Source organism: Leisingera sp. ABD4_442 (genome assembly GCF_056160905.1).
In genome coordinates, this window is sequence record NZ_JBSWYB010000016.1 from 1 (window position 1) to 21,484 (window position 21,484).

19 protein-coding genes are annotated in these 21,484 nt (G+C 64.4%); 12 read left to right on the plus strand and 7 right to left on the minus strand.

Annotation, left to right across the window (positions count from 1 at the left end; translation table 11 throughout):
* Positions 1 to 145: 145 nt before the first annotated feature.
* On the minus strand, positions 146 to 814 hold the full coding sequence (locus tag ACXAHG_RS13360) for a DsbA family oxidoreductase (protein WP_475058047.1): 669 nt from the start codon (positions 812 to 814) through the stop codon (positions 146 to 148).
* A 136-nt stretch (positions 815 to 950) separates the two neighbouring features.
* Here ACXAHG_RS13360 and ACXAHG_RS13365 point away from each other — a divergent pair, with 136 nt between their 5' ends.
* Both ACXAHG_RS13365 and ACXAHG_RS13370 read left to right on the plus strand, forming a co-directional pair.
* A complete protein-coding gene (locus ACXAHG_RS13365; protein WP_475058049.1) occupies positions 951 to 2,585 on the plus strand; it encodes a N,N-dimethylformamidase beta subunit family domain-containing protein in 1,635 nt (544 codons plus the stop codon).
* A gap of 81 nt (positions 2,586 to 2,666) precedes the next feature.
* The gene (locus ACXAHG_RS13370; protein ID WP_475058052.1) at positions 2,667 to 3,596 is read left to right on the plus strand and encodes a carbohydrate kinase family protein; all 930 of its coding nucleotides are present in this window, start codon (positions 2,667 to 2,669) and stop codon (positions 3,594 to 3,596) included.
* A gap of 12 nt (positions 3,597 to 3,608) precedes the next feature.
* On the opposite strand, the gene eda is transcribed toward ACXAHG_RS13370, so the two are convergent.
* The 3 genes from eda to zwf are packed head-to-tail and all read right to left on the minus strand — an operon-like array spanning position 3,609 to position 7,569.
* Entirely contained in the window at positions 3,609 to 4,259 is a 651-nt protein-coding gene (eda, locus tag ACXAHG_RS13375) for a bifunctional 4-hydroxy-2-oxoglutarate aldolase/2-dehydro-3-deoxy-phosphogluconate aldolase (RefSeq protein WP_475041133.1), read from the minus strand.
* A 3-nt stretch (positions 4,260 to 4,262) separates the two neighbouring features.
* Entirely contained in the window at positions 4,263 to 6,071 is a 1,809-nt protein-coding gene (gene edd / locus ACXAHG_RS13380) for a phosphogluconate dehydratase (protein WP_475058054.1), read from the minus strand.
* 49 nt (positions 6,072 to 6,120) lie between these two features.
* Positions 6,121 to 7,569, minus strand: coding sequence for a glucose-6-phosphate dehydrogenase (gene zwf / locus ACXAHG_RS13385; protein WP_475058056.1), 1,449 nt, complete (start codon positions 7,567 to 7,569; stop codon positions 6,121 to 6,123).
* Positions 7,570 to 7,871: 302 nt separating this feature from the next.
* Between zwf and ACXAHG_RS13390 the strand changes: the two genes are divergently transcribed.
* The 6 genes from ACXAHG_RS13390 (at position 7,872) to ACXAHG_RS13415 (ending at position 12,997) form a co-directional block, all read left to right on the plus strand.
* Positions 7,872 to 8,480 (plus strand): DUF4178 domain-containing protein, encoded by a 609-nt coding sequence (locus ACXAHG_RS13390; RefSeq protein WP_475041139.1) that lies wholly within the window; start codon positions 7,872 to 7,874, stop codon positions 8,478 to 8,480.
* Positions 8,477 to 9,811 carry a DUF4178 domain-containing protein gene (locus ACXAHG_RS13395; protein WP_475041140.1) on the plus strand — a complete coding sequence of 445 codons (1,335 nt, stop codon included), beginning with the start codon at positions 8,477 to 8,479 and terminating at the stop codon, positions 9,809 to 9,811. Before ACXAHG_RS13390 ends, ACXAHG_RS13395 begins: the two co-directional genes overlap by 4 nt.
* 3 nt (positions 9,812 to 9,814) lie before the next feature.
* The gene (locus ACXAHG_RS13400) at positions 9,815 to 9,973 is read left to right on the plus strand and encodes a hypothetical protein (protein ID WP_475041141.1); all 159 of its coding nucleotides are present in this window, start codon (positions 9,815 to 9,817) and stop codon (positions 9,971 to 9,973) included.
* Positions 9,974 to 9,985: 12 nt separating this feature from the next.
* Positions 9,986 to 10,210 (plus strand): DUF350 domain-containing protein, encoded by a 225-nt coding sequence (locus tag ACXAHG_RS13405; protein ID WP_475041143.1) that lies wholly within the window; start codon positions 9,986 to 9,988, stop codon positions 10,208 to 10,210.
* Positions 10,207 to 11,760, plus strand: a complete 1,554-nt coding sequence (locus ACXAHG_RS13410; protein WP_475058059.1) for a polyamine aminopropyltransferase — start codon at positions 10,207 to 10,209, stop codon at positions 11,758 to 11,760. Before ACXAHG_RS13405 ends, ACXAHG_RS13410 begins: the two co-directional genes overlap by 4 nt.
* A 133-nt stretch (positions 11,761 to 11,893) precedes the next feature.
* Complete coding sequence (locus ACXAHG_RS13415; protein ID WP_475058062.1) at positions 11,894 to 12,997, plus strand: CaiB/BaiF CoA transferase family protein; 1,104 nt, start codon at positions 11,894 to 11,896, stop codon at positions 12,995 to 12,997.
* A 22-nt stretch (positions 12,998 to 13,019) separates the two neighbouring features.
* Here the strand turns inward: ACXAHG_RS13415 and ACXAHG_RS13420 are convergent, their stop codons facing one another.
* A complete protein-coding gene (locus tag ACXAHG_RS13420; protein ID WP_475058064.1) occupies positions 13,020 to 13,805 on the minus strand; it encodes a helix-turn-helix transcriptional regulator in 786 nt (261 codons plus the stop codon).
* 145 nt (positions 13,806 to 13,950) lie between these two features.
* Here ACXAHG_RS13420 and ACXAHG_RS13425 point away from each other — a divergent pair, with 145 nt between their 5' ends.
* The 4 genes from ACXAHG_RS13425 (at position 13,951) to ACXAHG_RS13440 (ending at position 19,055) form a co-directional block, all read left to right on the plus strand.
* Positions 13,951 to 15,936 carry a CocE/NonD family hydrolase gene (locus tag ACXAHG_RS13425; RefSeq protein WP_475041150.1) on the plus strand — a complete coding sequence of 662 codons (1,986 nt, stop codon included), beginning with the start codon at positions 13,951 to 13,953 and terminating at the stop codon, positions 15,934 to 15,936.
* A 202-nt stretch (positions 15,937 to 16,138) separates the two neighbouring features.
* Positions 16,139 to 17,122: a glycosyltransferase family 2 protein gene (locus ACXAHG_RS13430; RefSeq protein WP_475058067.1), complete on the plus strand. Its 984-nt coding sequence runs from the start codon at positions 16,139 to 16,141 to the stop codon at positions 17,120 to 17,122.
* A 2-nt stretch (positions 17,123 to 17,124) separates the two neighbouring features.
* Positions 17,125 to 17,505 (plus strand): GtrA family protein, encoded by a 381-nt coding sequence (locus tag ACXAHG_RS13435; protein WP_475045222.1) that lies wholly within the window; start codon positions 17,125 to 17,127, stop codon positions 17,503 to 17,505.
* 80 nt (positions 17,506 to 17,585) lie between these two features.
* Positions 17,586 to 19,055, plus strand: coding sequence for a hypothetical protein (locus ACXAHG_RS13440; protein WP_475058069.1), 1,470 nt, complete (start codon positions 17,586 to 17,588; stop codon positions 19,053 to 19,055).
* A 20-nt stretch (positions 19,056 to 19,075) separates the two neighbouring features.
* Here the strand turns inward: ACXAHG_RS13440 and nadC are convergent, their stop codons facing one another.
* Together nadC and ACXAHG_RS13450 are read right to left on the minus strand one after the other, a co-directional pair.
* Complete coding sequence (gene nadC, locus ACXAHG_RS13445) at positions 19,076 to 19,930, minus strand: carboxylating nicotinate-nucleotide diphosphorylase (RefSeq protein ID WP_475058072.1); 855 nt, start codon at positions 19,928 to 19,930, stop codon at positions 19,076 to 19,078.
* On the minus strand, positions 19,927 to 21,483 hold the full coding sequence (locus ACXAHG_RS13450) for an L-aspartate oxidase (protein WP_475058074.1): 1,557 nt from the start codon (positions 21,481 to 21,483) through the stop codon (positions 19,927 to 19,929). The genes nadC and ACXAHG_RS13450 overlap by 4 nt, the downstream gene beginning before the upstream one ends.
* Position 21,484: the final 1 nt, after the last annotated feature.

Here is a 21,484-nt window from a genome sequence, read left to right on the forward strand (position 1 = left end):
ACAAACTACCACCTCCTGTTTTCTGGCCGAGTTAGGGGTGGTGGGAAGAATGCTGTCCTCTCCGTTCCTTGGGCTGTCCAGCGCCCGTCCCGCCCCCCACGGGGCGGGCGCTTCGCTTCCCACCCCGCCGGGACGGGCGCTGCCCTCAGCGAAATTCGCTTTCGGCAGCGCCAAGCTGCTCCAGGATGCCGGCATAATTCTCAACGCCTTGCGCCCCGGTCACCAAATGGCGGCCATTGAACACCATCGCAGGCACTCCGCGGATGCCCTGTTGCACCCAGAACGCTTCGCGCTGGCGCACGCTGTCGGCATGCTTGCCGCTCTCCAAGGCGGCACGTGCCTCTGCGCCATCCAGGCCAAGGCTTTCAGCGGTTTCCACCAGCACCCCAAGGTCCGAAACATCCTTGCCATCGGTGAAATAGGCAGCCAGCAGCGCCTGCTTCATCGCGTGGCCTTTGCCACGCTCTTCGGCCCATTCGATCAGTTGATGCGCCTGAAACGTGTTGTAGATCCGCATCCCGTCAAAAAAACGGAAGGTGAACCCCAGCGCCTCGCCCAGCTCCGTCAGCTGCGCCCGTATCTGCGCGGACTGTTCAGCAGTGCTGCCGTATTTCGCGGCCAGATGCGCCCGCAGGTCTTCGCCCTCCGGCACCATATCCGGGTTCAGCTCAAAGGGTTGCCAGTGCACATCCAAGGCCACGCCGGCCCGGCGGGCGGCAAAAGCCAGCTGGTTGTAACCGACCGCGCACCAGGGGCAGACCACATCCGAGATGATGTCGACCCGCAGAACGGGGCTGTTAGAGGTCTCTGCCATTGCGGGTCCTTTGCGTTGCAATCTCACTGCACAGCAAATGGGAGCGGCAGCGGCAAAAAACAACTGTCGCGGACAGGCTTGCGTGCCGCGCGGAACTCTCCCAACGTGGCGCCAGCACCCAAGATTTGAGGCCCCGATGACCACGCCCCTCTCCGAAAGCGCCGCTCCGGCCAATACCCCGCGCACCCGTGCCAAGGCACGGCATATTCTGGATAACTACTACATCGGCCCGGCCCGCGATGCGGCGGTGCTGGAGATCTGGGGCTACACCCCGCGCTTTACCTATTCACCGGGGGAGACTGTGGCGCTGCATGTCTCCACCACTGCCGCCACTTTTGACCTGGAGATCGGCCGCGACGGTGCAGACTACCGCCCGGTGCTGCACGAGACCGGCCTGAAAGGCACGCATCAGTCCACCCCGGCGGACTGCTCGGTCAAAGGTTGCGGTTGGGAGATGTCCTACCAGTTCACCATCCCCAATGACTGGCAGGAGGGCGGCTATCTGCTCACACTGACCGCCGAACGCGACGGCGACCGCGTCGAGGAACATCACCTGATACTGGTCCGCCGCGCCCCGGACCTCCCTGCAGCCCCCTACCTCCTGGTCTGCGCCACCGGCACCTGGCTTGCCTACAACTGCTGGGGCGGTTCGAATCATTACCAGGGCATCACCGGCCCCGAAGGCAACGCATTCGCCCCCGTGGTCTCGACCCAGCGGCCCTGGACCCGCGGTTTCTGCAAGCTGCCCCAAGGCGCCCCCCGTGCGGTGCCTGAGGTGCCGCACGTGCCGGGCGGCATGGTGCGCTACCCCTACATGGAATGGGCCTATGCCTATGGCTACTCCAAGAAATACGCCTCCGCCGGCTGGGCCAGCTATGAACGCCACTTCGCCCGCTGGGCCGAGGCGCAGGGGTATGAGCTTGATTTCGCCACCCAGCACGACCTGGAGGCGGACCCGGAGCTGCTCAGCCGCCACAAATGCGCGATCTTCGTGGGTCACGATGAGTACTGGAGCGCCAATATGCGCCATGCCGTCGACCGCTACACGGAAAACGGCGGCCGGGTGGCACGCTTTGCTGGCAATTTCCTGTGGCAAACAAGGATCGAGGACGAGGGCCGCACCCAGGTCTGCTACAAATACAACGCCGCGCAGGACCCGCTGCTGGGCACCGGGCAAGAACACCTGACCACCGCCGCCTGGGAAGTGGCCCCGGTCAATTGGCCCGGCACAAAGACCTTTGGCGCCAATGGCTTGCAGGGCATGTACACCGGCTTTGGCCGCTGTGCCGGCCAGAACAGCGGCGGCTACACCGTCTACCGCCCGCAGCATTGGGCCTTTGAAGGCGCGCAGCTGGGTTATGGCGATCAGATCGGCGGCGCCTCGCGGATCTTCGGCTATGAGGTGGACGGGGTGGACTACCGGATGGAGGACGGCTTGCCCTATCCCACCGGCAGCGACGGCGCCGACCCGCAGATGCAAATCCTGGCGCTGGGCCTCGCCACCAACATAGAGCCCGATCATGGCATCTGGGGTGAGACAATCTATATCGGCGACGGCGACGCGGTGTTCAAAGCGGAAGCGATGCATGGCGAGGCCACCCCCGAAACCATCGACCGCTCCGCCCGCGGCAACGGCGTGATCCTGCATTGGCAGCGCGGGGCGGGTGAGGTCTTCAACGCCGCCACCTGCGAATGGGTCATGGGCCTCACCCGCCGCGACTGGCAGGTGGAGCGTATCACCCGCAATGTTCTGGACCGCTTTGGCATCTGATTTCAGCCGGCAGGCGCGTCCGGCCCGGAGATTTGGGAACCCGGCGGTTCCGGGCAAAACAGGCGAAAGGAGGACAGGTTAATGATCCTATGCTGCGGTGAAGCGCTGATCGACATGCTGCCAGGCGGGACCGCTGATGGGCGGTCCGCCTTTGTGCCGCATGGGGGCGGTGCGTCTTTCAACACTGCGCTGGCGCTGGGCCGTCTTGGCATCACTGCCGGGCTGTTCAGCGGCTTGTCCAGCGACGCCTTTGGCCAGTTGCTGCTGGAGGAGCTTGCAGCAGCCGGCGTGGATACTTCGTTGGCTGTCATCAAACCGCACCCCAGCACGCTTGCCTTTGTTCACCTCGCCTATGGCAGCGTGAGTTATAGTTTTTATGATCAGGGCACGGCAGGGAGCGCTCTCACTCCTGCGGCGCTGCCTGAATTGCCGGACTGTGCGAATGTTCTGCTGTTTGGCGGTATCAGCCTGTGCAACCCGCCTGCGGCAAACGCCTATCGGGCGCTGGCAGAGCGCGAGGCCGGCCGCCGGGTGATAATGCTGGACCCGAATGTGCGGCCGGGTTTTGCACGGGATGAGGCCGCCTATCGCGCGCGGTTGGAGAAGATGATCGCGCTGGCGGATATCGTGAAGGTTTCAGAGGAAGATCTTTCGCTGCTGCACCCCAGCGGAGACTTGGCGGAAAAGCTGGAGACCTTGCACGCTGCCGGACCCAGGCTGGTGCTTCTGACCAAGGCAGAAAGAGGGGCAGAGGCGTCTCTTCCGGATGGCCGCCGTGTGCGGGTGCCAGCTGTGCCAGTGCAGGTCTCTGACACTGTAGGTGCAGGCGATACCTTCAGCGCAGGCTTTCTCGCCAAGGTACAGGAACTGGACTGCCTGCCGGCGTTGGCCGCAGGTGAGGCCACGACGGAGGATTTAGCGGCCTGCCTGCGCTTTGCGGTGCAGGCGGCAGCGGTCACGGTGACCCGGTCCGGCGCCAACCCGCCCTGGCGGTCCGAGCTTGCCCAATAGGTTCCCGGCAGTTCAGCGGACACCGAGCTGGCTGGCCTCCTGTGCCAGTGCTTCAATCGCGCTCCAGTTCCCGGACTGGACTAGATCCTTGGGGGCGACCCAGCTGCCCCCGGCGCAAACCACGTTGGGCAACCGCAGATAGCTGTCCGCATTGGCGGGGCTGACACCACCGGTGGGGCAGAAAGAAATTTGCGGCAGCGGTGCGCCAATGGCCTTGAGCGCCGGCGCGCCGCCGGAGGCCTCGGCCGGGAAGAATTTCAGCATGCCATAGCCGCGGGCCAGGAGCCGCATCGCCTCGGTTGCGGTGGCAGCACCGGGCAGCAGCGGCAGGCCGATGGCTTCACAGGCATCCAGCAGATAATCGGTGGCACCGGGGGAGACGCCGAACTGGGCGCCGGCCTCCTTGGCGGCTTCGGCGTCCATTGGGGTGATCAGCGTGCCGGCCCCCACGATGCCGCCCTTCACCTGCGCCATTTCGCGGATCACATCCAGCGCCGCACCGGTGCGCAGGGTGACTTCCAGTGCGGGCAAACCGCCGGCAACCAGTGCCTGGGCCAGGGGGCGGGCATGGGCCGCGTCCTCGACCACCAGCACCGGCATCACCGGCGCCAGGGCACAGATTTCGCAGGTGCGCAGGCTGGCGTCCTGAGGGGTTATCCGCATCGCTTAAACTCCGAACACGCTGGCGCCTTCGTCGGCCGAAGCGACCGAACGGCGGAACAGGGAAAACAGCTCGCGCCCGGTGCCGTGCTGATAGGCGCTGAGGTCGGCGGTGGCAGGCGCACGCTCCAGCGCGCCGTCTGTCAGGATCTCCAAGGTGCCTTTCACCGCGTCCAGCCGCAGCATGTCGCCGTCCTGGATCCTGGCAATCGGGCCGCCGTCCAGGGCTTCGGGCACCACATGGATCGCTGCTGGGATCTTGCCGGAGGCACCGGACATGCGCCCGTCGGTGACCAGCGCCACCTTCTGGCCGCGGCCCTGCATGATGCCGAGGAACGGGGTCAGGCTGTGCAGTTCCGGCATGCCGTTGGCCTTGGGGCCCTGGAAACGGACCACCACGATCACGTCGCCGGTCAGCTCACCTGCCTTGAAGGCGGCCTTGGCGTCTGCCTGGTCGTGGAAGACGCGGGCCGGGGCCTGGATCACCTGGTGTTCCTTGGCGACAGCTGAGACCTTGATCACAGAGGTGCCGAGGTTGCCGGTCAGGCGTTTCAGCCCGCCGGTTTCCTGGAACGGGGCCTCTGCCGGGCGCAACACCGCGTCGTTCAGGCTTTGGCCGGGGCCCTCGCGGAAGGTGAGGCCGTCCTCAGAGAGGAAGGGCTCCATCACGTAGTGCTCCAGCCCTTCACCCGCGACGGTTTTGGTGTCCGGGTGCAGGTGGCCGGACTTCAGCAGCTCGCCGATCAGGTAGCCAAGGCCGCCCGCGGCGTGGAAGTGGTTCACGTCGGCGAGCCCATTGGGATAGACGCGCGCCAGCAAGGGCACCACGTCGGAGAGATCCGCGAAGTCCTGCCAGTCGAGGATGATGCCGCCCGCGCGGGCCATGGCGATCAGGTGGATCAGGAGGTTGGTGGAGCCGCCGGTGGCCATCAGCCCGACAATGCCGTTGGCATAGGCCTTCTCGTCCAGCACGTCGCAGACGGGGGTGTAATTGTTGCCAAGGGCGCTGAGCGACAGGGCGCGTTTGGCGCCCTCCACTGTCAGCGCCTCGCGCAGCGGTGTGCCGGGGGTGACAAAGGAGGAGCCGGGCAGGTGCAGGCCCATGAACTCCATCAGCATCTGATTGGTGTTAGCGGTGCCGTAGAAGGTGCAGGTGCCGGGGCCGTGGTAGGCGGCCATTTCCGCCTTCAGCAGCTCTTCGCGGGAGATTTCCCCGGCGGCGAACTGCTGGCGGATCTTGGCTTTTTCGTCATTGGCGAGGCCGCTGGTCATCGGGCCTGCGGGCAGGAACACTGCCGGGATATGGCCAAAGGCCTGGGCGCCGATCACCAGCCCGGGCACGATCTTGTCGCAGACGCCGAGGAATACGGCGGCGTCAAAGACATTGTGGCTGAGCGCGATGCCGGCAGCCATGGCGATGGTATCGCGGGAGAACAGGCTGAGCTCCATGCCTGGTTCGCTTTGGGTGACGCCGTCGCACATCGCGGGCACGCCGCCGGCCACCTGCGCGGTGCCGCCCGCGGCGCGGACGGCGTCGCGGATCAGGCCCGGGTAGGTCTCGAACGGCTGATGCGCCGACAGCATGTCGTTGTAGGCGGTGACGATGCCGAGGTGGCCCTTGCTGCCCCGGGCCAGTGTCTGCTGGTCCGCGCCGGTGGCGGCATAGGCGTGGGCCTGGCCCGAGCAGGACAGATGCGCCCGTGCAGGCCCCTTGCCGCGGGCCGCGCGCATCCGCTCGAGATAGGCCGCGCGGGTGGCCTCGCTGCGGGCGATGATGCGATCGGTGACGGCGGCCAGTGTGGGGTTCAAACTCATTTGGTGCCTTTGTAGCAAACTGCGGTGCCGAAGGGGAGGGCGGCCGGGCTCAGGTTCCGATACTTCGCCAGCGGCGGCCATCGCGGTGGATCAGCAGCAGCGAGTCGTCGGGGCCCGCGCTGCCGCTGTCGTAGGCCTGCGGGGTGTCGCCCGCCTCCTGCCAGCCGGCGATGATGGGGTCGGCCCAGGCCCAGGCGGCCTCGACCTCGTCGCCGCGCATGAACAGGGTCTGGTTGCCGCGGATCACATCCATGATCAGCCGCTCATAGGCGTCTTGCGGGCGGCCGGAGTCCGGCAGCTCGTCGGCAAAGGTCATGTCGAGGTTGGCGCCGGTGAGGCGCATTCCGCCGGGGCCGGGGTCCTTGATGGTGGTCTTGAGGGTGATGCCTTCGTCGGGCTGCAGCCGGATCACCAGCACGTTGCCGTGCACCGGTCCGAAGCCCTCGAAGATGTTGTGGGGCGGGTCGCGGAAGTAGACGGCGATTTCGCTCACCCGTTCGCGCAGGCGCTTGCCGGTGCGCAGGTAGAAGGGCGTGCCGGCCCATCGCCAGTTCGCCACTTCAGCTTTCAGCGCGATGTAGCTTTCGGTACGGCTGGTGGGGCTGCCCGCGTGGTCGCGGTAGCTGGTTCCATCTTTGCCGCGGTACTGGCCGCGGGCGATGCTGGACTGCGGCACCGGGCGCAGGGCCTCGATCACCTTGACCTTCTCGTCGCGCACCGCGCCCGGGGTGAACTGCGCGGGCGGCTCCATCGCGGTGAGGCACAGAAGCTGCATCAGGTGGTTCTGCACCATGTCCCGCATGGCGCCGGACTTGTCGTAATACTCCTCGCGGCCCTCGATGCCGATGCTTTCGGCGACGGTGATCTGCACGTGGTCGATGTGGGAGGAGTTCCAAAGGGGTTCGAACAGGGAATTGGCAAAACGCAGCGCCATCAGGTTCTGCACGGTTTCCTTGCCCAGGTAGTGGTCGATCCGGTAGATCTGCCTCTCTTCGAAATGTTCGCGCAGGGCGGCGTTCAGCTGTTGCGCCGAGGCAAGGTCGTGGCCGAAGGGTTTTTCCAGCACGATGCGGCTGTCGGGTGTGGCGATGCCGGTTTCGCTGAGGCGGCGGGCAATGTCTGGAAACAGCGAGGGGCCAACCGACAGGTAAAACGCCCGTACGCAGTCCTCGCGCAGTTTCCCGTGAATCACATCCCATCCATCCGCGCCGCGGGCATCCACCGCTGCATAGTCCAATAGGGCGGTAAAGGCCGTGATCTCCTCCGGCGTGGTTTCCACATCCTGGCCGAAATCGCGGATCGCTTCGGCGGTCTGGGTGCGGAACTCCTCTGCGGTCAGATCGCTGCGGGAACTGCCGATGATGCGGCAGTCCGTGCTGAACTGGCCGATCTGAAAGCGGTGAAACAGCGCCGGCAGGATCTTGCGGCGGGCCAGATCGCCGGTCGCGCCAAACAGCACGAGGTCGAAGGGTTCAACTGGAATGACGCGGGAAACCATTGATTTTACATCGCTGTTCCATAGGGGCCTGGAGGTGCCAGGGGCCGGGTCATTGTGCCGCCTGGCGCGGGGCAATTCAATTGCCTCTGCTGGCACAGGGCTGGTTAAAGTTGAGTTATCGCTAACATATAGCGTCTGCCAGGACCATCGGAAAATGCCGTTGCCGCCGCGGGTGAAAGTAGGTCAGTCATTCTGTCCAAATGTTTCGCGCGCGAAACATTGGGTCAACAGTACTGATCAATTGTTCAGGTCTTCTTAACTTCCCGCTTGAATTGATCCGCGGCTTCGGGAAAGGGGAGGCCATGAGCACGTTTCACTGTCCCAATTGTGCCAGCCCGGTGGAACCGGCGGCGGCAGCGGTCAAGCTGACCGCCTGCCTGTCCTGCGGAACCACACTGTTTCTGGAGGACGACCAGGCCCGCCTGGCCGGCGAGGCGGGTGCCATGCATGATGCGCCGATGCTGTTCGGGCTGGGCAGCACGGTCCAGCTGGGCAGCCAGACCCTGCAGATCCTGGGCCATGCGCGGTTTTCCTACGGGCGCGGGTTCTGGGATGAATTCTGGGCGCTGGACGGACGCGGCGCCTCTTGCTGGGTGTCGGTGGACGAAGGCGACATCGTGCTGCAACGGGAGCTGCAGCGCTCTGACTGGCCGCGCTACGACGGGTATCTGCGGCTGGGGCAAAGTCTTGACTACGGCGGCGGGCGTTTCACCGTCACCGAGGAAGATGATGCCGAATGCGTGGCGGTGCGCGGCAGTTTCAGCCAGGCACTGCTGGTCGGAGAACGCTACCGCTTTGTGAACCTGCAGGGCGAAGATGGCACCCTTTTGTCGGGGGAGTTCCAGGGCAGCAGCCGCGAATGGTACCGCGGCCATTGGTTCGACCCGTTTGAGGCTGAGGTTCTGGCATGACCCGCAATGCGGATCTGAAGGCGGTCAATTGCACCTCTTGCGGGGCAGGGCTGGATATTCTGGGCGGCGGCCGGGTGACGGTGCATATCTGCCCTTACTGCGGCACCGAACTGGACGCGCTGGACAACTACCGCGCTGTTCGCAAGTTCAACGACATTGAGCGCCCCATCAGCCCGTTTGAAATTGGTATGGCAGGGACTCTGTTCGGTGCGGAATACACGGTAATCGGCACGCTCCAGCACGAGGAACGCTGGGGCGTGCGGACCTGGATCTGGGTTGATCACCAGCTTTATTCCCCGACCCACGGCTATGCCTGGCTAACGATCGAGGACCGGCATTTGGTCTTCACACGGCGCTACCGGCGCCCGGTATGGTTGCCGGTGCATCGGGTGGAACGGGCGGAACACCGGCCAAAGGTGCACACCGGATCGCGCACGTTCCATTACTACGACACTTCTACCAGCCGGATCACCTTTGCCGAAGGGGAATTCACCTGGTCCCCCAGGAAGGGCCAAAAATCAACGTCGGTTACTGCGCTGGCCGATGATATGATGCTGAGCTTTGCGCAAACCGGCAGCGAACGCGAGGTCTGGCTGTCGCAGTATTTGCCGGTCAAGGATGCAGAGGCGGGTTTCGGCATTCAAACCGGGTTGAAGCCGCGCGAAGTGCATCCGCTGCAGCCGTTCAAGGCCGGGGTGAATTTCGGTTTCATCAAATGGGTCTCGGCTGCCTGCGCGGTGATTTGCCTGATCATCGGAATGAACCTGCAAGGGCGCGCGGGAGAGACCGCGCTGAAGCGGACCGTTCTGACGGTTGCTGAGCTGCCGGCAGAGCTGCCGGTGGACGTCAGCACGGCCGGCAAACTGACGCGCATCCGGCTGACAGGGAATACCAGCAACAGTTGGGCGTTTGTCGGTATTGAGCTGACGGATCCGCAGGATGAGCCGGTGTTTCAGGCCGGGCGCACGGTTGAGTATTACCACGGCCGGGATTCCGAAGGCAGCTGGACCGAGGGCGACAACACGGCGGTGCTTGCTTTCCGGCCGCAGATGGCGGGCACCTACACGCTGAGCCTGGAAATCGAGGAAAGCGGCCATTGGACAGAGCTGAGTTACCCGCAAAGCGCCCAGGCGCAGCGCAAGAATGCGGAACTGCAATCCCAGCCCGCGCTGAGCAAGCTTACGGTTTCCGCGAAATCCGGATTGTCTTCGGGGCTCTATATGGGCTTGCTCGCCATCGTGTTCGGCCTTCTGGCCGGGCAGGGGTTCTTGCGCGCCTGGTGGCACCGCAAGGCCCGCTGGCGGGGCAGCGACTGGAGCGATGAGGACTAAGCCATGAACCTGTTCCGCATCATCTTTCTGACCATGTCCGCGGTGTCCATCGCCGGGGCCACCTATGTCTCGTACCAGGGCTACGGCGGCGAGAGCCGGGACCTGGACACATCCATCCGCGCCGCCAGCGGCGGGCGCTCTGCAAACGGCCACGTCAAATAACCGGGGGACCCCATGGAGTATTTCTCTGCCATCCAAGCCGCTGAGCTGATCAGCACTGTGTTCTATACCTTTGTCGGCGTGGCGCTGATGGGGGCGGTCTGGAAGGTGATCGACTGGATGACGCCCTTTTCCATCGTGCGCGAGATCGAGAAGGACCAGAACATCGCTTTGGCGGTGCTGATCGGGTTTCTGTTCCTGTCCATCTCGGTCATCATCGCAGCCGTCATCCTGTCATGACGGCGCCTGCCCCTGTTCCGGGGGGCGTGCGGCTGCGTGAGTTCTGGCTGCTGGCCGCGACATTCCTGGTGGCGGTCTCCGGGCTGATCTATGAGCTGATCGCGGCGACGCTGTCTAGCTACTTGCTGGGGGATTCCGTGCGCCAGTTCTCGCTGGTGATCGGGGTGTTCCTGTCGGCTATGGGGCTGGGGGCCTGGCTGTCGCGGTTCGTGGGCGGCGCGATGAGCGGCTTTATCTGGGCGCAGATCTGTCTCGGCGTTGCCGGCGGGTTCATGGCGCCTGCGATCTTCTTTTCCTATGCTTGGCTGGAGAGCGTTTCGGTGCCCTTGTACGGGCTCTTGGTGCTGGTGGGCGTGCTGTCGGGGATGGAGATTCCGCTGATCGCCCGGGTGCTGAAGGAGATCGGCGCGCCGGAGTTCCGGTTTGAGAACGTGCTGAGCGTCGACTATGTCGGCGCGCTGGCGGCCTCGGTGGCGTTTCCCTTGCTGATCATCCCGCAGCTGGGGCTGATGTCGGCGAGCCTCAGTTTCGGGGCGCTGAACCTCGGCGTCGCGGGCCTGTCGCTGTGGGTGTTCCGTTCGGCGGCCAGCCGCGGGCAGGCGGCGGTCTGGGCCGTGGTCTTTGCCGCGACGCTGGCAGGGCTGTGGCAGTCGGAACGGCTGGTTTCCGTGGCTGAGGCGGATCTGTTCGAGGATGACATCATCCTCAGCGAGGCAACGCCGTACCAGCAGATCACCGTGACCCGCTACAAGGAGCGGGTGCGGCTGTTCCTGGATTACTCGATCCAGTTCGACACCCTGGACGAGCACCGCTATCACGAAAGCCTGGTGCATCCGGCGATGGCTGTGGCGCCGCGGCGCAAGGAGGTGCTGATCCTGGGCGGCGGCGACGGTATGGCGGTGCGCGAGGTGCTGCGCTGGGCGGAGGTGGAGCGGGTGACGCTGGTGGACCTCGATCCGCGGGTGACGGAGCTGTTCCGGGATCATCCGCAGCTGTCGGCGCTGAATGGCGGGGCGCTGAGGGATTCACGTGTGACGGTCCGCAACATGGATGCCTGGCAATTCGCGGACAGCTCGGATCAGGTTTTTGATGTGATTATTGCCGATCTTCCGGACCCCAAAAATCTGGCGCTGTCCAAGCTTTACACCCGCCAGTTTTATGGTGCGCTCATGGAGCGTCTCAGCGCGCAAGGGGTGATGGCAACACAGGCCGGCTCGCCGCTGTTTGCCCGGCAGGCGTTCTGGTCGGTGGCGAAGACGCTGGAGGCCACCCGCAACCCTTATGCGCCGGGTGAGGGGCTGCAGGTGCGGCCCTATCATGCCTATCTGCCCAGCTTTGGCGACTGGGGGTTCGTGATGGCCACGCCGCAGGCGCCGGCGCCGAGGGAGCTGGTGCTGCCGCAAGGATTGAAGTTTCTGAACAATGCAGTCTGGCAAGCGGCACAGGTGTTCGGCGGTGATACCGGCCCGGTGGAGGCAGAGGTCAATACGCTGCAATCCCATGCGCTGGCAGGATATTACCAAGCAGGCTGGGATCAGTGGTTTGAATGAGCCGGACCGCAGGTAGCCGAATTCCGGCGTTCCCCAGCGCACCTCCTTGGGATTTGATCAAATATTGCGGCAGGGTGCCGTAACGGCTAAGCATAAGCTGCAAAGAAACTGGCGCCATCAGGGAGGAGTGCCGATGACCCCGCTAGCAGGCCTGAAAGTGGTCGAACTTGCCCGCATCCTGGCGGGGCCCTGGATTGGCCAGTCGCTGGCGGATCTGGGCGCCGAGGTGGTCAAGGTCGAAAGCCCGGACGGCGACGACACCCGCAAATGGGGGCCCCCATTCATCGAGCGGGACGGTGACAAGACCGCCGCCTACTACTATGCCGCAAACCGGGGCAAGGATTGTGTGACCGCTGATTTCCGGACCGAAGAAGGCAAGCAGGCGGTGATTGAGCTGATCATGGACGCCGACATCCTGATCGAGAACTTCAAGGTGGGCGGCCTCAGAAAATACGGCCTGGACTACGAGAGCCTTTCGCAGATCAACCCGCGGCTGATCTATTGCTCGGTCACCGGTTTCGGGCAGGACGGGCCTTATGCGGCGCGGGCGGGATATGATTTTCTGCTGCAGGGCATGTCGGGGCTGATGTCGATCACCGGCGCGCAGGACGGCCAGCCGCAGAAGGTCGGTGTTGCGATCACTGATATTGTCACCGGGCTGTATGGCACGATCGGGATCCTGGCAGCGGTGGAGCAGCGCCACACGACGGGGCGCGGTCAGCATCTGGACATGTCGCTGATGGATTGCGCCACCGCGCTTTTGGCGAACCAGGCGATGAACTATCTGGCGACCGGCGACAGCCCGGTGCGGTTGGGCAATGACCATCCGAATATTGCGCCCTATCAGGTGATGGCGGTCAGCGATGGCCATGTAATCCTGGCGGTTGGCAATGACGGGCAGTTCCAGCGGCTGTGCGATGTGCTGCGGCTGGCAGAGGCCAAAGCGGACGCAAGGTTCCAGACCAACCAGCTGCGGGTCGCCAACCGTAAGGCGCTGACAGCGATCCTGGAGGAGGTGCTGGCCGGGTGGACGCAAAGCGATCTGCTGGCAGCGCTGGAGGCCGCGACAGTGCCGGCAGGGCCGATCAACACCATCGGCCAGGCCTTTGAGGATCCGCAGATCCAACACCGGGGCATGCAGATCGAGCCCGAGGGCGTGCCGGGCGTGCGGGGGCCGTGGAAGTTTTCGGAAGCGGAGCTGGCACTGGAGAAGTCGGCGCCGAAGCTGCCGAAATGACCGCTCGGCCGCAAGGCGGCTGCTAGACGTTCACATCCACACTCAGCGGCATCTCTTGCCCCAGCAGGCGGCGCACCTTGGGGTCCAGGCGCTGGCTGTCCTCGCGGCAGGCGCCTGTCGCCGTCAGCGCCTCGCGCGCTGAAACCCGTTCGCTGATCCGGACCCAGACGGTGCGGGCGGCATAAGGCGGCTGGTCGGCGCGGGCGGAGATCCCCAGCACCAGCCCTTGCAGGTAGGACGTCTGCTGCGGGTGGGCGGGCATCAGCACCGTTTCCGACAGGAACCCATGCGACCGGCGCGGGCTTTCGTACATGCAGATCCGGTTGTTGTGAAACACCGCCATGCCGCGATAACGGCCGCGCTGGCGTATACTGCCGTCGCTGGCGGCGGCGCGCTCAAACGTGTCGGTGACCACATGGCCATCCTCTTCGCGCAGGCGGATCAGGGTGCGCATGACCTGGCCGGGCCAGGTCGGAGTGCGGTAATAGCCGTGGTAGAAGCCCAGGAACCGCCGCATGTGGCGGGCCTGGCCTGCAAACTGGGCGCCGAAATGCTGGGCGGGCGCAGCGATGCCTGCGCGCAGGGTGCTTTGCGCCTCGCGGAAATCCTGGTGCGGCGCGAACAGCTGCTCTTCCTCCAGCCCGAAGAACTGCGCGATGCGGCGCAGGTTGTGGGCGGAGGGCAACCCGTGGCCGTTGAGGTAGCGGTTGAACTGCTGGCGGTTGATGCCGATGCCGCGGCAGACCTGGGCAATGCTGCCAGTCTCGGCGCAGAGCCTGCGCAGGTTGCGGGCAAAATCATCTTGCATCGGCGCGGCCTTCTTCGCGGTTTGGCTGCCAGACTGCGTACATCCGCTTACACCCGCAGACAAGTGCTGCCTTTTCATGCGGGGCAAGTTTGGGGAAGGTGGGGCCAAGGGGCGCGGCCCGGATTTACAAGATAAGGAACAGCAGATGCCCGGCGCATTCACCATCATTGAAAACACCTGGATCACCCTGCCGGACGGGCGCAAGCTGTCGGCGCGGATGTGGATGCCCGAGGGCGAGGGGCCGTTCCCGGCGATCCTGGAATATCTGCCCTACCGCAAGCGCGACGGTACTGCGCCGCGCGACGAGACTACGCATCCGGTGTTTGCTGCCGAAGGCTATGCTTGCGTGCGGGTGGATATTGCGGGGACTGGCGACAGCGAGGGGGTGTTTGATGACGAATACTCCGAACAGGAGTTGAGCGACGGTGAGGCGGTGCTGGAATGGATCGCGGCGCAGGACTGGTGCACCGGCAGCATTGGCATGATCGGCATCAGCTGGGGCGGCTTCAACGGGCTGCAGCTGGCGTTCCGCCGTCCTGAGGCCTTGAAGGCAGTGGTCTCGGTGGCGTCGACCGTGGACCGCTATGCCGATGACATCCACTACATGGGCGGCTGCCTGCTGAGCGATAACGCCAACTGGGGCAGCCAGATGTTCGCCTATCAGTCGCGCCCCGCAGACCCGGAACTGCGGGGCGATTGGCGCGAGGATTGGATCAAGCGGATCGAGGAGATGCCCTTCATGCCCGCAGATTGGCTGCGGCATCAGACACGGGACGGGCAGTGGAAGCACGGCTCAGTCTGCGAGGACTGGTCCGCGATCCAGGCGCCGGTGCTGGCGATCACCGGCTGGGCCGATGCCTATGTGAATGCGCCGCCTGCGCTGGCAGCAAATCTGACTGTGCCAGCCAAGGCGATGATCGGCCCATGGGAGCACCGCTATGCCCATATCGCCAAGCTGGATCCGGCGGATTTCCATGGCGAGGTTCTAGCCTGGTTCGGCAAGTGGCTGAAAGGCGAGGAGACCGGCGCCGAGGACTTGCCAGACTACCGTGTCTACATGCAGGAGCATTTCAACCCCACCATGCAAAACAAGCCGCGCCAGGGGCGCTGGGTGGCAGAGGCCGCGTGGCCGTCACCCAATGTGCAGGAGCGGGTGATGCATCTGGGCGCGGGCGTTCTGGCAGAGGCGGCGGCAAGCGGTACTGTGGCAGTCTGCAGTCCGGCAACCGTGGGGCAGGCGGGCGGCTATTTCTGCCCGGGCATGCGGTTTGACAATGAGCTGGCAGGGGATCAGGCGGAGGATGACAAACTGTCGGCCTGTTTCGACACCGCGCCTTTGGCAGAGCCGCTGGAACTACTGGGCCGACCACGGGTGAAAGTTGCGTTCAGCGTCGACAAGCCGGTGGCGCAGCTGGTTGCGCGGCTGTGCGATGTCTCGCCCGAAGGTGTATCGCAGCGGATCAGTTTCCGGCCGTTGAACCTGACGTGCCGTGATGGCTTTGAGGCACCGGAAAAGCTGGTGTCCGGCGAACGTTATGAGGCCGAGATCGAGCTGAATGAATGCGCCCATCATCTGAAACCGGGCCATGTGCTGCGGCTGGCATTGTCGACGTCTTACTGGCCGATTGTCTGGCCCGCGCCGGAGGCGGCAGAGGTGACGCTGCATCTGGAAGGATGCCAGCTGGTGCTGCCGGAACGCCGTGTGTCCGAAGAGATCGACCCGCAACAGCCGGGCGCGCCGCGGGAGTACCCGGTGCTGCAGGCGGAACAGCTGCGCGCGGCGGGCGGCACATCAAATACTTGGACTCGCGAGGATGGTGCGCTGGTGCTGGATACCATGGATGATTACGGCAAGTCGGTGGACCCCTATCACGGCATGTGTGTGGGCAGCCATGTGACCATGCATTACGAGGTGCACCCCGACGACCCTGCCACCGCCGCCTTTGCCAGCGACTGGAAGTTCGAGTTCGAGCGCGGCGGCTGGCAAGTTGCCATCGACACCGAGAACAAGGTGACCTGCGACCGTGGGAACTTTTACCTGTGGCGCCGGGTGACGGCCTATGAAGGGGCAAACAAAGAAGTTGTGCTGACCAAGGAGTGGAGCGAGACGATTCCCCGCGGCGTGCTGTAATCCGGGGCGGGATGCGGGCGGATTTTCGGCAATTCGTCCGCATTTGCCTTGGTTTTGACATAGTGCGTTACTCAAAGCACACAGGGCCTTAACCATTTGATTGCAAATTCAGCTCTCAGCGTGCTGCCGTTGCCTTGGTCGTGCCGGATCGGTCAGTATCCTGGTTAATGAGCAGTTAACAAATAGTATCGAGGGCGAGAAAGTGCAGCTTTCCGTTGTTGTGCCCTGCTACAACGAAGAAGAGTCGGTCCCCATGTTGGTGGAACGGCTTGTGCAGGCGATTGAACCATGGGCGCAGGACGCCGAGATCATCCTGGCGGATGATGGATCCAGCGACGAAACTTGGGCTGCGATTGAGGCAGCCCATGCCAAGTATCCAGTTGTGCGGGGTATCCGTCTGTCAGCCAACCGCGGCCATCAGGTGGCGCTGACTGCCGGGCTGGAGGCAGCGCGCGGCGCGCGCATCTTTATGCTGGACGCCGACCTGCAGGACCCGCCGGAAATCTTGCCCGACATGATGATGATGATGGACCGCGGCTATGACGTGGTTTACGGGCGCAGGGCAGAACGGCAGGGCGAGACTCTGTTCAAAAAGATCACGGCCTATGGGTTCTACCGTTTCCTCAACACCCTGTCGGATGTGGATATCCCCAAGGACACCGGCGATTTCCGCCTGGTGAGCCGCCGCTCGCTGGATGCGGTGCTGGCGATGCCGGAGCGCGCGCGCTTTATCCGCGGCATGTTCGCCTGGGCCGGCTTCAAGCAGATCGGGTTGGAATACGTGCGCGATGCCCGGGTGGCAGGTGTCACCAAATACCCGTTCCGGGCAATGCTGCGCTTTGCCACCGACGCGCTGACCGGCTTTTCCACCAAACCGCTGAAAATGGCGACCCGGCTGGCGTTCCTCAGTCTCTATGTGACCTTCCTGATGGCGGTCTATGTATTCCTGTCGCTGTTTTTACACAGCACCGCGCCGGGCTGGGCGTCGATGCTGCTGGCGATTTCCTTCTTCTCGGGCATTCAGCTGCTGACGCTAGGGATCATGGGAGAGTACATCGGACGGCTTTACATGGAGAGCAAGCAGCGGCCGATGTATTTCCTGTCAGAGGAAACCGGAGGAAAGGCTGAGCAGCCGGAGCCGGAGCCCGTTGCGGTGCCTGAGCCGCTGCGCAAAGAGGCGTCGTGACAATGCGGGACTGGGGGCAGATCATCCGGTTCTGCATCGTTGGCACGCTGGTCGCGGGACTATACTTTTTCGGCTACCTGCTGTTTCTAACGGCGGGTTTGGAGCAGGGGCTGGCCAATGCAGCGGCCTTTGGCTTTGCGGTGACGGTGCAATATGTGCTGCAGACCTGGTGGACCTTCCGCCGGCCGCTTGGCCTGCCCGACCAGATGGTGCGCTTTGCCTGCACTATTGCTGCAGGTTTTGCAGTGTCCGCATTGATTACGGCAGTTCTTGGCCCAGGACTGGGTTGGCCGGACTGGCTGGCTGCGGCCGTCGTCACCCTGTGGCTGCCGGTGCAGAACTACATCGTTTTTCGAGTTTGGGTCTATGCCGCGGCTGCTTGATGCGGGCGCGGCACGGAGGGTTTCCAGCCCATCCAGCCGCAGGCATCAGCTCTGGCCGGTCCGGTGCAGGAGGGTTTGACATGGCAATGACAATCACCAGCAGCGCGGTTGCGCAGGCCGGCAGCTTCGCCCGGCTGTGGCAAGTGATCGGTGCGGTCTTTGCCGCGCTGATGCTGACAGCGGTGTTCCAGCTGCCGGACCCGATGGTGCGCCATGACGATTATCCCGCGCTGCTGGCGGATCCTTCGCTGTTCTATTCCAAAACCTTGAACGAAGGGCGCTGGGTCAACTATCTGTGGCACTTGCGCGGGATTGTGACACCGGCCTGGGTCAATTTTGCGGTCTATCAGCTGTGCTGGGCAATCTATCTTGGCTGCCTGGTGCATAATGCGCTGGGGCGCGAGGCAGCCATCTGGCAGCAGGTGATGCTGGCGCTGATTGCCGGTCTCTGCCTGCCCTGGGTGCTGATCTCGATGTGGTTTAATACGCTGATTCCGGGGCTGGCAATTCTGGCGCTATACGCCTTGCTCACCACACGGCTGAGCGAGGCGGCCAGCCGCTGGCTGATGCTCGTTTTTGTTCCAGCTTCACTTATGTCTTACACGACTTATCCGTTTTTAATCCTGGCGCTGTGCCTGAGCCGCGCCGGAACGGAGCGCTCGGCCAGGGATCTGGCCGGCCTGCTGGCACTGTTCATCGCCAGTTTCGCGCTGGGTATGCTGGCAATCTATTCGCTGAACTACGCCGAGCACGGGGTTTTCGGGGTGCCGATGGCCGAATGGCGCAACCCCAGCCCGGCAACGGATCTGGCGTCGGCGTTTGAGAATGCAAAACTGGCTGCGGACTTCCTGCAGCGGGTGGTGATGAAGGGCGGTTTCAGTTTCCCGGCCAATGCCCTGTTCCAATGCGTCCTGCTGGCGGGTGCTGTCTGGACCCTGCTGCGCCGGGATAAATGGCGGGCACTGTATCTGCTGTCCGGCGCCGGGCTGGGGCTGGCGTTGATTTGCGTGCAAGTGATCCGCAGCGGCATTGACATGCCGGTACGGTCAGGCGGTTTCCTGTGGGCCTATGGTGCGGTTTTCCTGGGCTTGTTCCTGCTGCAGCTGCAGCATAGCGGACGGGCGCGGATGAGCCGGAATCTGCTGTTTTTCATAGCCGCTTTGTACGTGGCCTTTGCAGGGATGACCAATTACTTCTTCACGGAATGGAACCGGCTGAGCAAACACATGGCGGCAGAGCTGACAGGGGGTCAGGGGCCAATTTATGTCACCGGCACCTATTTGTCCTTGGAGGCGGTCAGAAAGTCGGACCTGCAAAAGGATCAGTCAGTGGAGTTCCGGCTGAATTACCTGACCGGGAGGGATGTGGTGATGTGCGAAACCCGGCCCGAAGACTGTGCCGCGCTGCCGGAGGAACTGCGGGCTGGCTTGCAGGAGGGGCGGGGCTTTGAAGTGCGCCAAATTGACGGTGGTTCCGTGCTGGTGCTGTCGCCTGAAGCGCTGCGCGAAGGCAAGCTGGAGGCCGCCCGCAAGCGGCGCCAATCCGAATAAGGAAACCGGGCGGGGTTGACTTAGAAATCAAGCCCCAGGTCCAGGGTGCGCGCCGAATGGGTCAGCGCGCCGGAGGAAATGTAATCCACTCCGGTGGCGGCCACTTCGGCGATGCGCTCCAGCCGCATGTTGCCGGAGGCTTCGGTCACCACATGGCCCTTTGCCATATCCACCGCCTTGACCAGGGTTGGAGTGTCCATGTTGTCGAGCAGCACCACGTCGGCGCCGCCGGTGGCGATGACCTCTGCCAGCTGGTCCAGGGTATCGACCTCTATCTCCACCTTCATCATGTGGCTGACAGAGGCCTTGGCGGCCTCCAGCACTGCCGCGACGCCGCCTGCGGCGGCGATGTGGTTGTCCTTGATCAGGATCGCGTCCGACAGCCCAAAGCGGTGGTTGAAGCCGCCGCCGTGCAGCACCGCCTGTTTTTCGGCAATACGCAGGCCCGGTGTGGTCTTGCGGGTGCAGGTGATGCGGGTGGCGGTGCCCTTGGTTTCCGCGGCAAAGGCGGCAGTCAGAGTGGCGATGCCGGTTAGGCGGCCGGCGAAGTTCAGCGCCACGCGCTCCCCCGACAGGATCGAGGCAGCGGAGCCTTCGATGGTCATCAGCGTGTCGCCCTTCCTGCAAAGGCTGCCGTCGGGCAGCAGGGTCTCGACCTTCAGCCCGGCATCAACCAGGAGAAAGGCGATGCGGGCGATTTGCATGCCGGAGACCACGCCATCCTCGCGGGCATTCAGCCGGGCGGAGTATGCAGCTGAGGCCGGGATCACCGCGCGGGTGGTGATGTCGCCGTTCTGGCCCAGGTCCTCCATCAGCGCGGCGCGCACCATCGGTTCCAGGATCAGGTCGGGCAGGGTGGCGAATTGGGTGCTCATGTCAGCTCCTTTGCGGCCTTGGCGCGGATGGCCAGGGCCTCATCCAGGGTGATGCGGGTGCGGTGCGCCTGTGCGGGGTCAGCCTCGGGGAAGTCGTCGCGGAAATGGCCGCCGCGGCTTTCCTCGCGCTTGAGCGCTGCGGCGGCGATCAGCGTGGCGGTGGCGCACATGTTGGCGAAATTCTCATCTGCCGCCTGTTCAGCTTCAAGCCGGTCGATGGCGGCGAGCGCCTGTTTCAGGCCAGCGGCAGTGCGGCGGACACCTGCGTGGGCGGTCATGGCCTCGCGCAGGGATTTCACTGCTGCGGGGTCAAGCTCCTGGCCGCCTTCCGGAAACTCCAGGCGGACTTCGGCAGCATCTTCGGAGAGGGCCAATCGGTCGATATCCTGAGCTGCATTGCGGGCATAGACCAGCGCTTCCAGCAGGCCGTTGGAAGCAAGCCGGTTGGCGCCGTGCAGGCCAGTGGAGGAGGCCTCGCCGCAGACCCAGAGGTTTGCGAGGCTGGTGCGGCCTTGCAGGTCTGCATCGACCCCGCCCATGTGGTAGTGGGCGGCGACGGCCACTGGGATGGGCTGCTGCACCGGGTCGATGCCGGCACGGGCGCAGGTTTCAGCGACGGTGGGGAAGCGGCTCAGCACTTCGGCGCCCAGGGCCGCGCGGGTGTCGAGCATCGGGCGGCGGCTGCCTTGGGTCTCGGCAAAGATCGCGCGGGCGACGATGTCGCGCGGGGCAAGCTCGGCGTCCGGGTGTGCTGCCAGCATGAAGCGGTCGCCATCGGCATTGATCAGCACCGCGCCTTCGCCGCGCAGGGCTTCGGTGGCCAGCGGGGAGGGGTCCTCGCCAATGTCAAAGGCGGTGGGGTGGAACTGTACGAATTCCGGGTCGGCAATGCGGGCGCCGGCGCGGGCGGCGAAGCCGATCACCTGGCCGCGGATACGGGGCGGGTTGGTGGTGTGGGCGTAAAGTCCGCCAGAGCCGCCGCCCGCCAAGAGCACGCCGGGACAGTTGATCAGCACCGGGGCGGAGGGCGCATCGGCGCGGGTGATCCAGATGCCGGTGACGGTCCCGCCGTCTGTTTCCAGCCGCACGGCTTGGGTGTTTTCCAGCACTTGCACGGATGGCGCTGCGCGCACTGCGGCGATCAGAGTCTGCATGATCTGGTCGCCGGCCTGATCGCCCTTCACCCGCACCACGCGGGCGGCGGAATGGGCAGCCTCGCGGCTCATCACGTAGTTGCCGTCAGCGTCGCGGTCGAAGGGTGTGCCGAGCTCAGTGAGGTCGATGATGTGCTCGCGCGCAACCCGTGTGACCATGGCGGCAACTTCGGGGTCGACGGTGCCGGCGCCGGCCAGCAGGGTGTCGTCCGCATGTGCCTCGGGCGTGTCATGGGCGGCCATGGCCGCAGCCACGCCGCCCTGCGCCCAAGCAGAGCTGGCGCCTTCGCCCAAGGGCTCGGGGGAGATCACCAGAACCGGCCGCGGTGCCAGCTCAAGCGCGGCGTAAAGCGCGCCAAGGCCTGCCCCGGCAATGACGATACGGCCGGTTTCGATCACG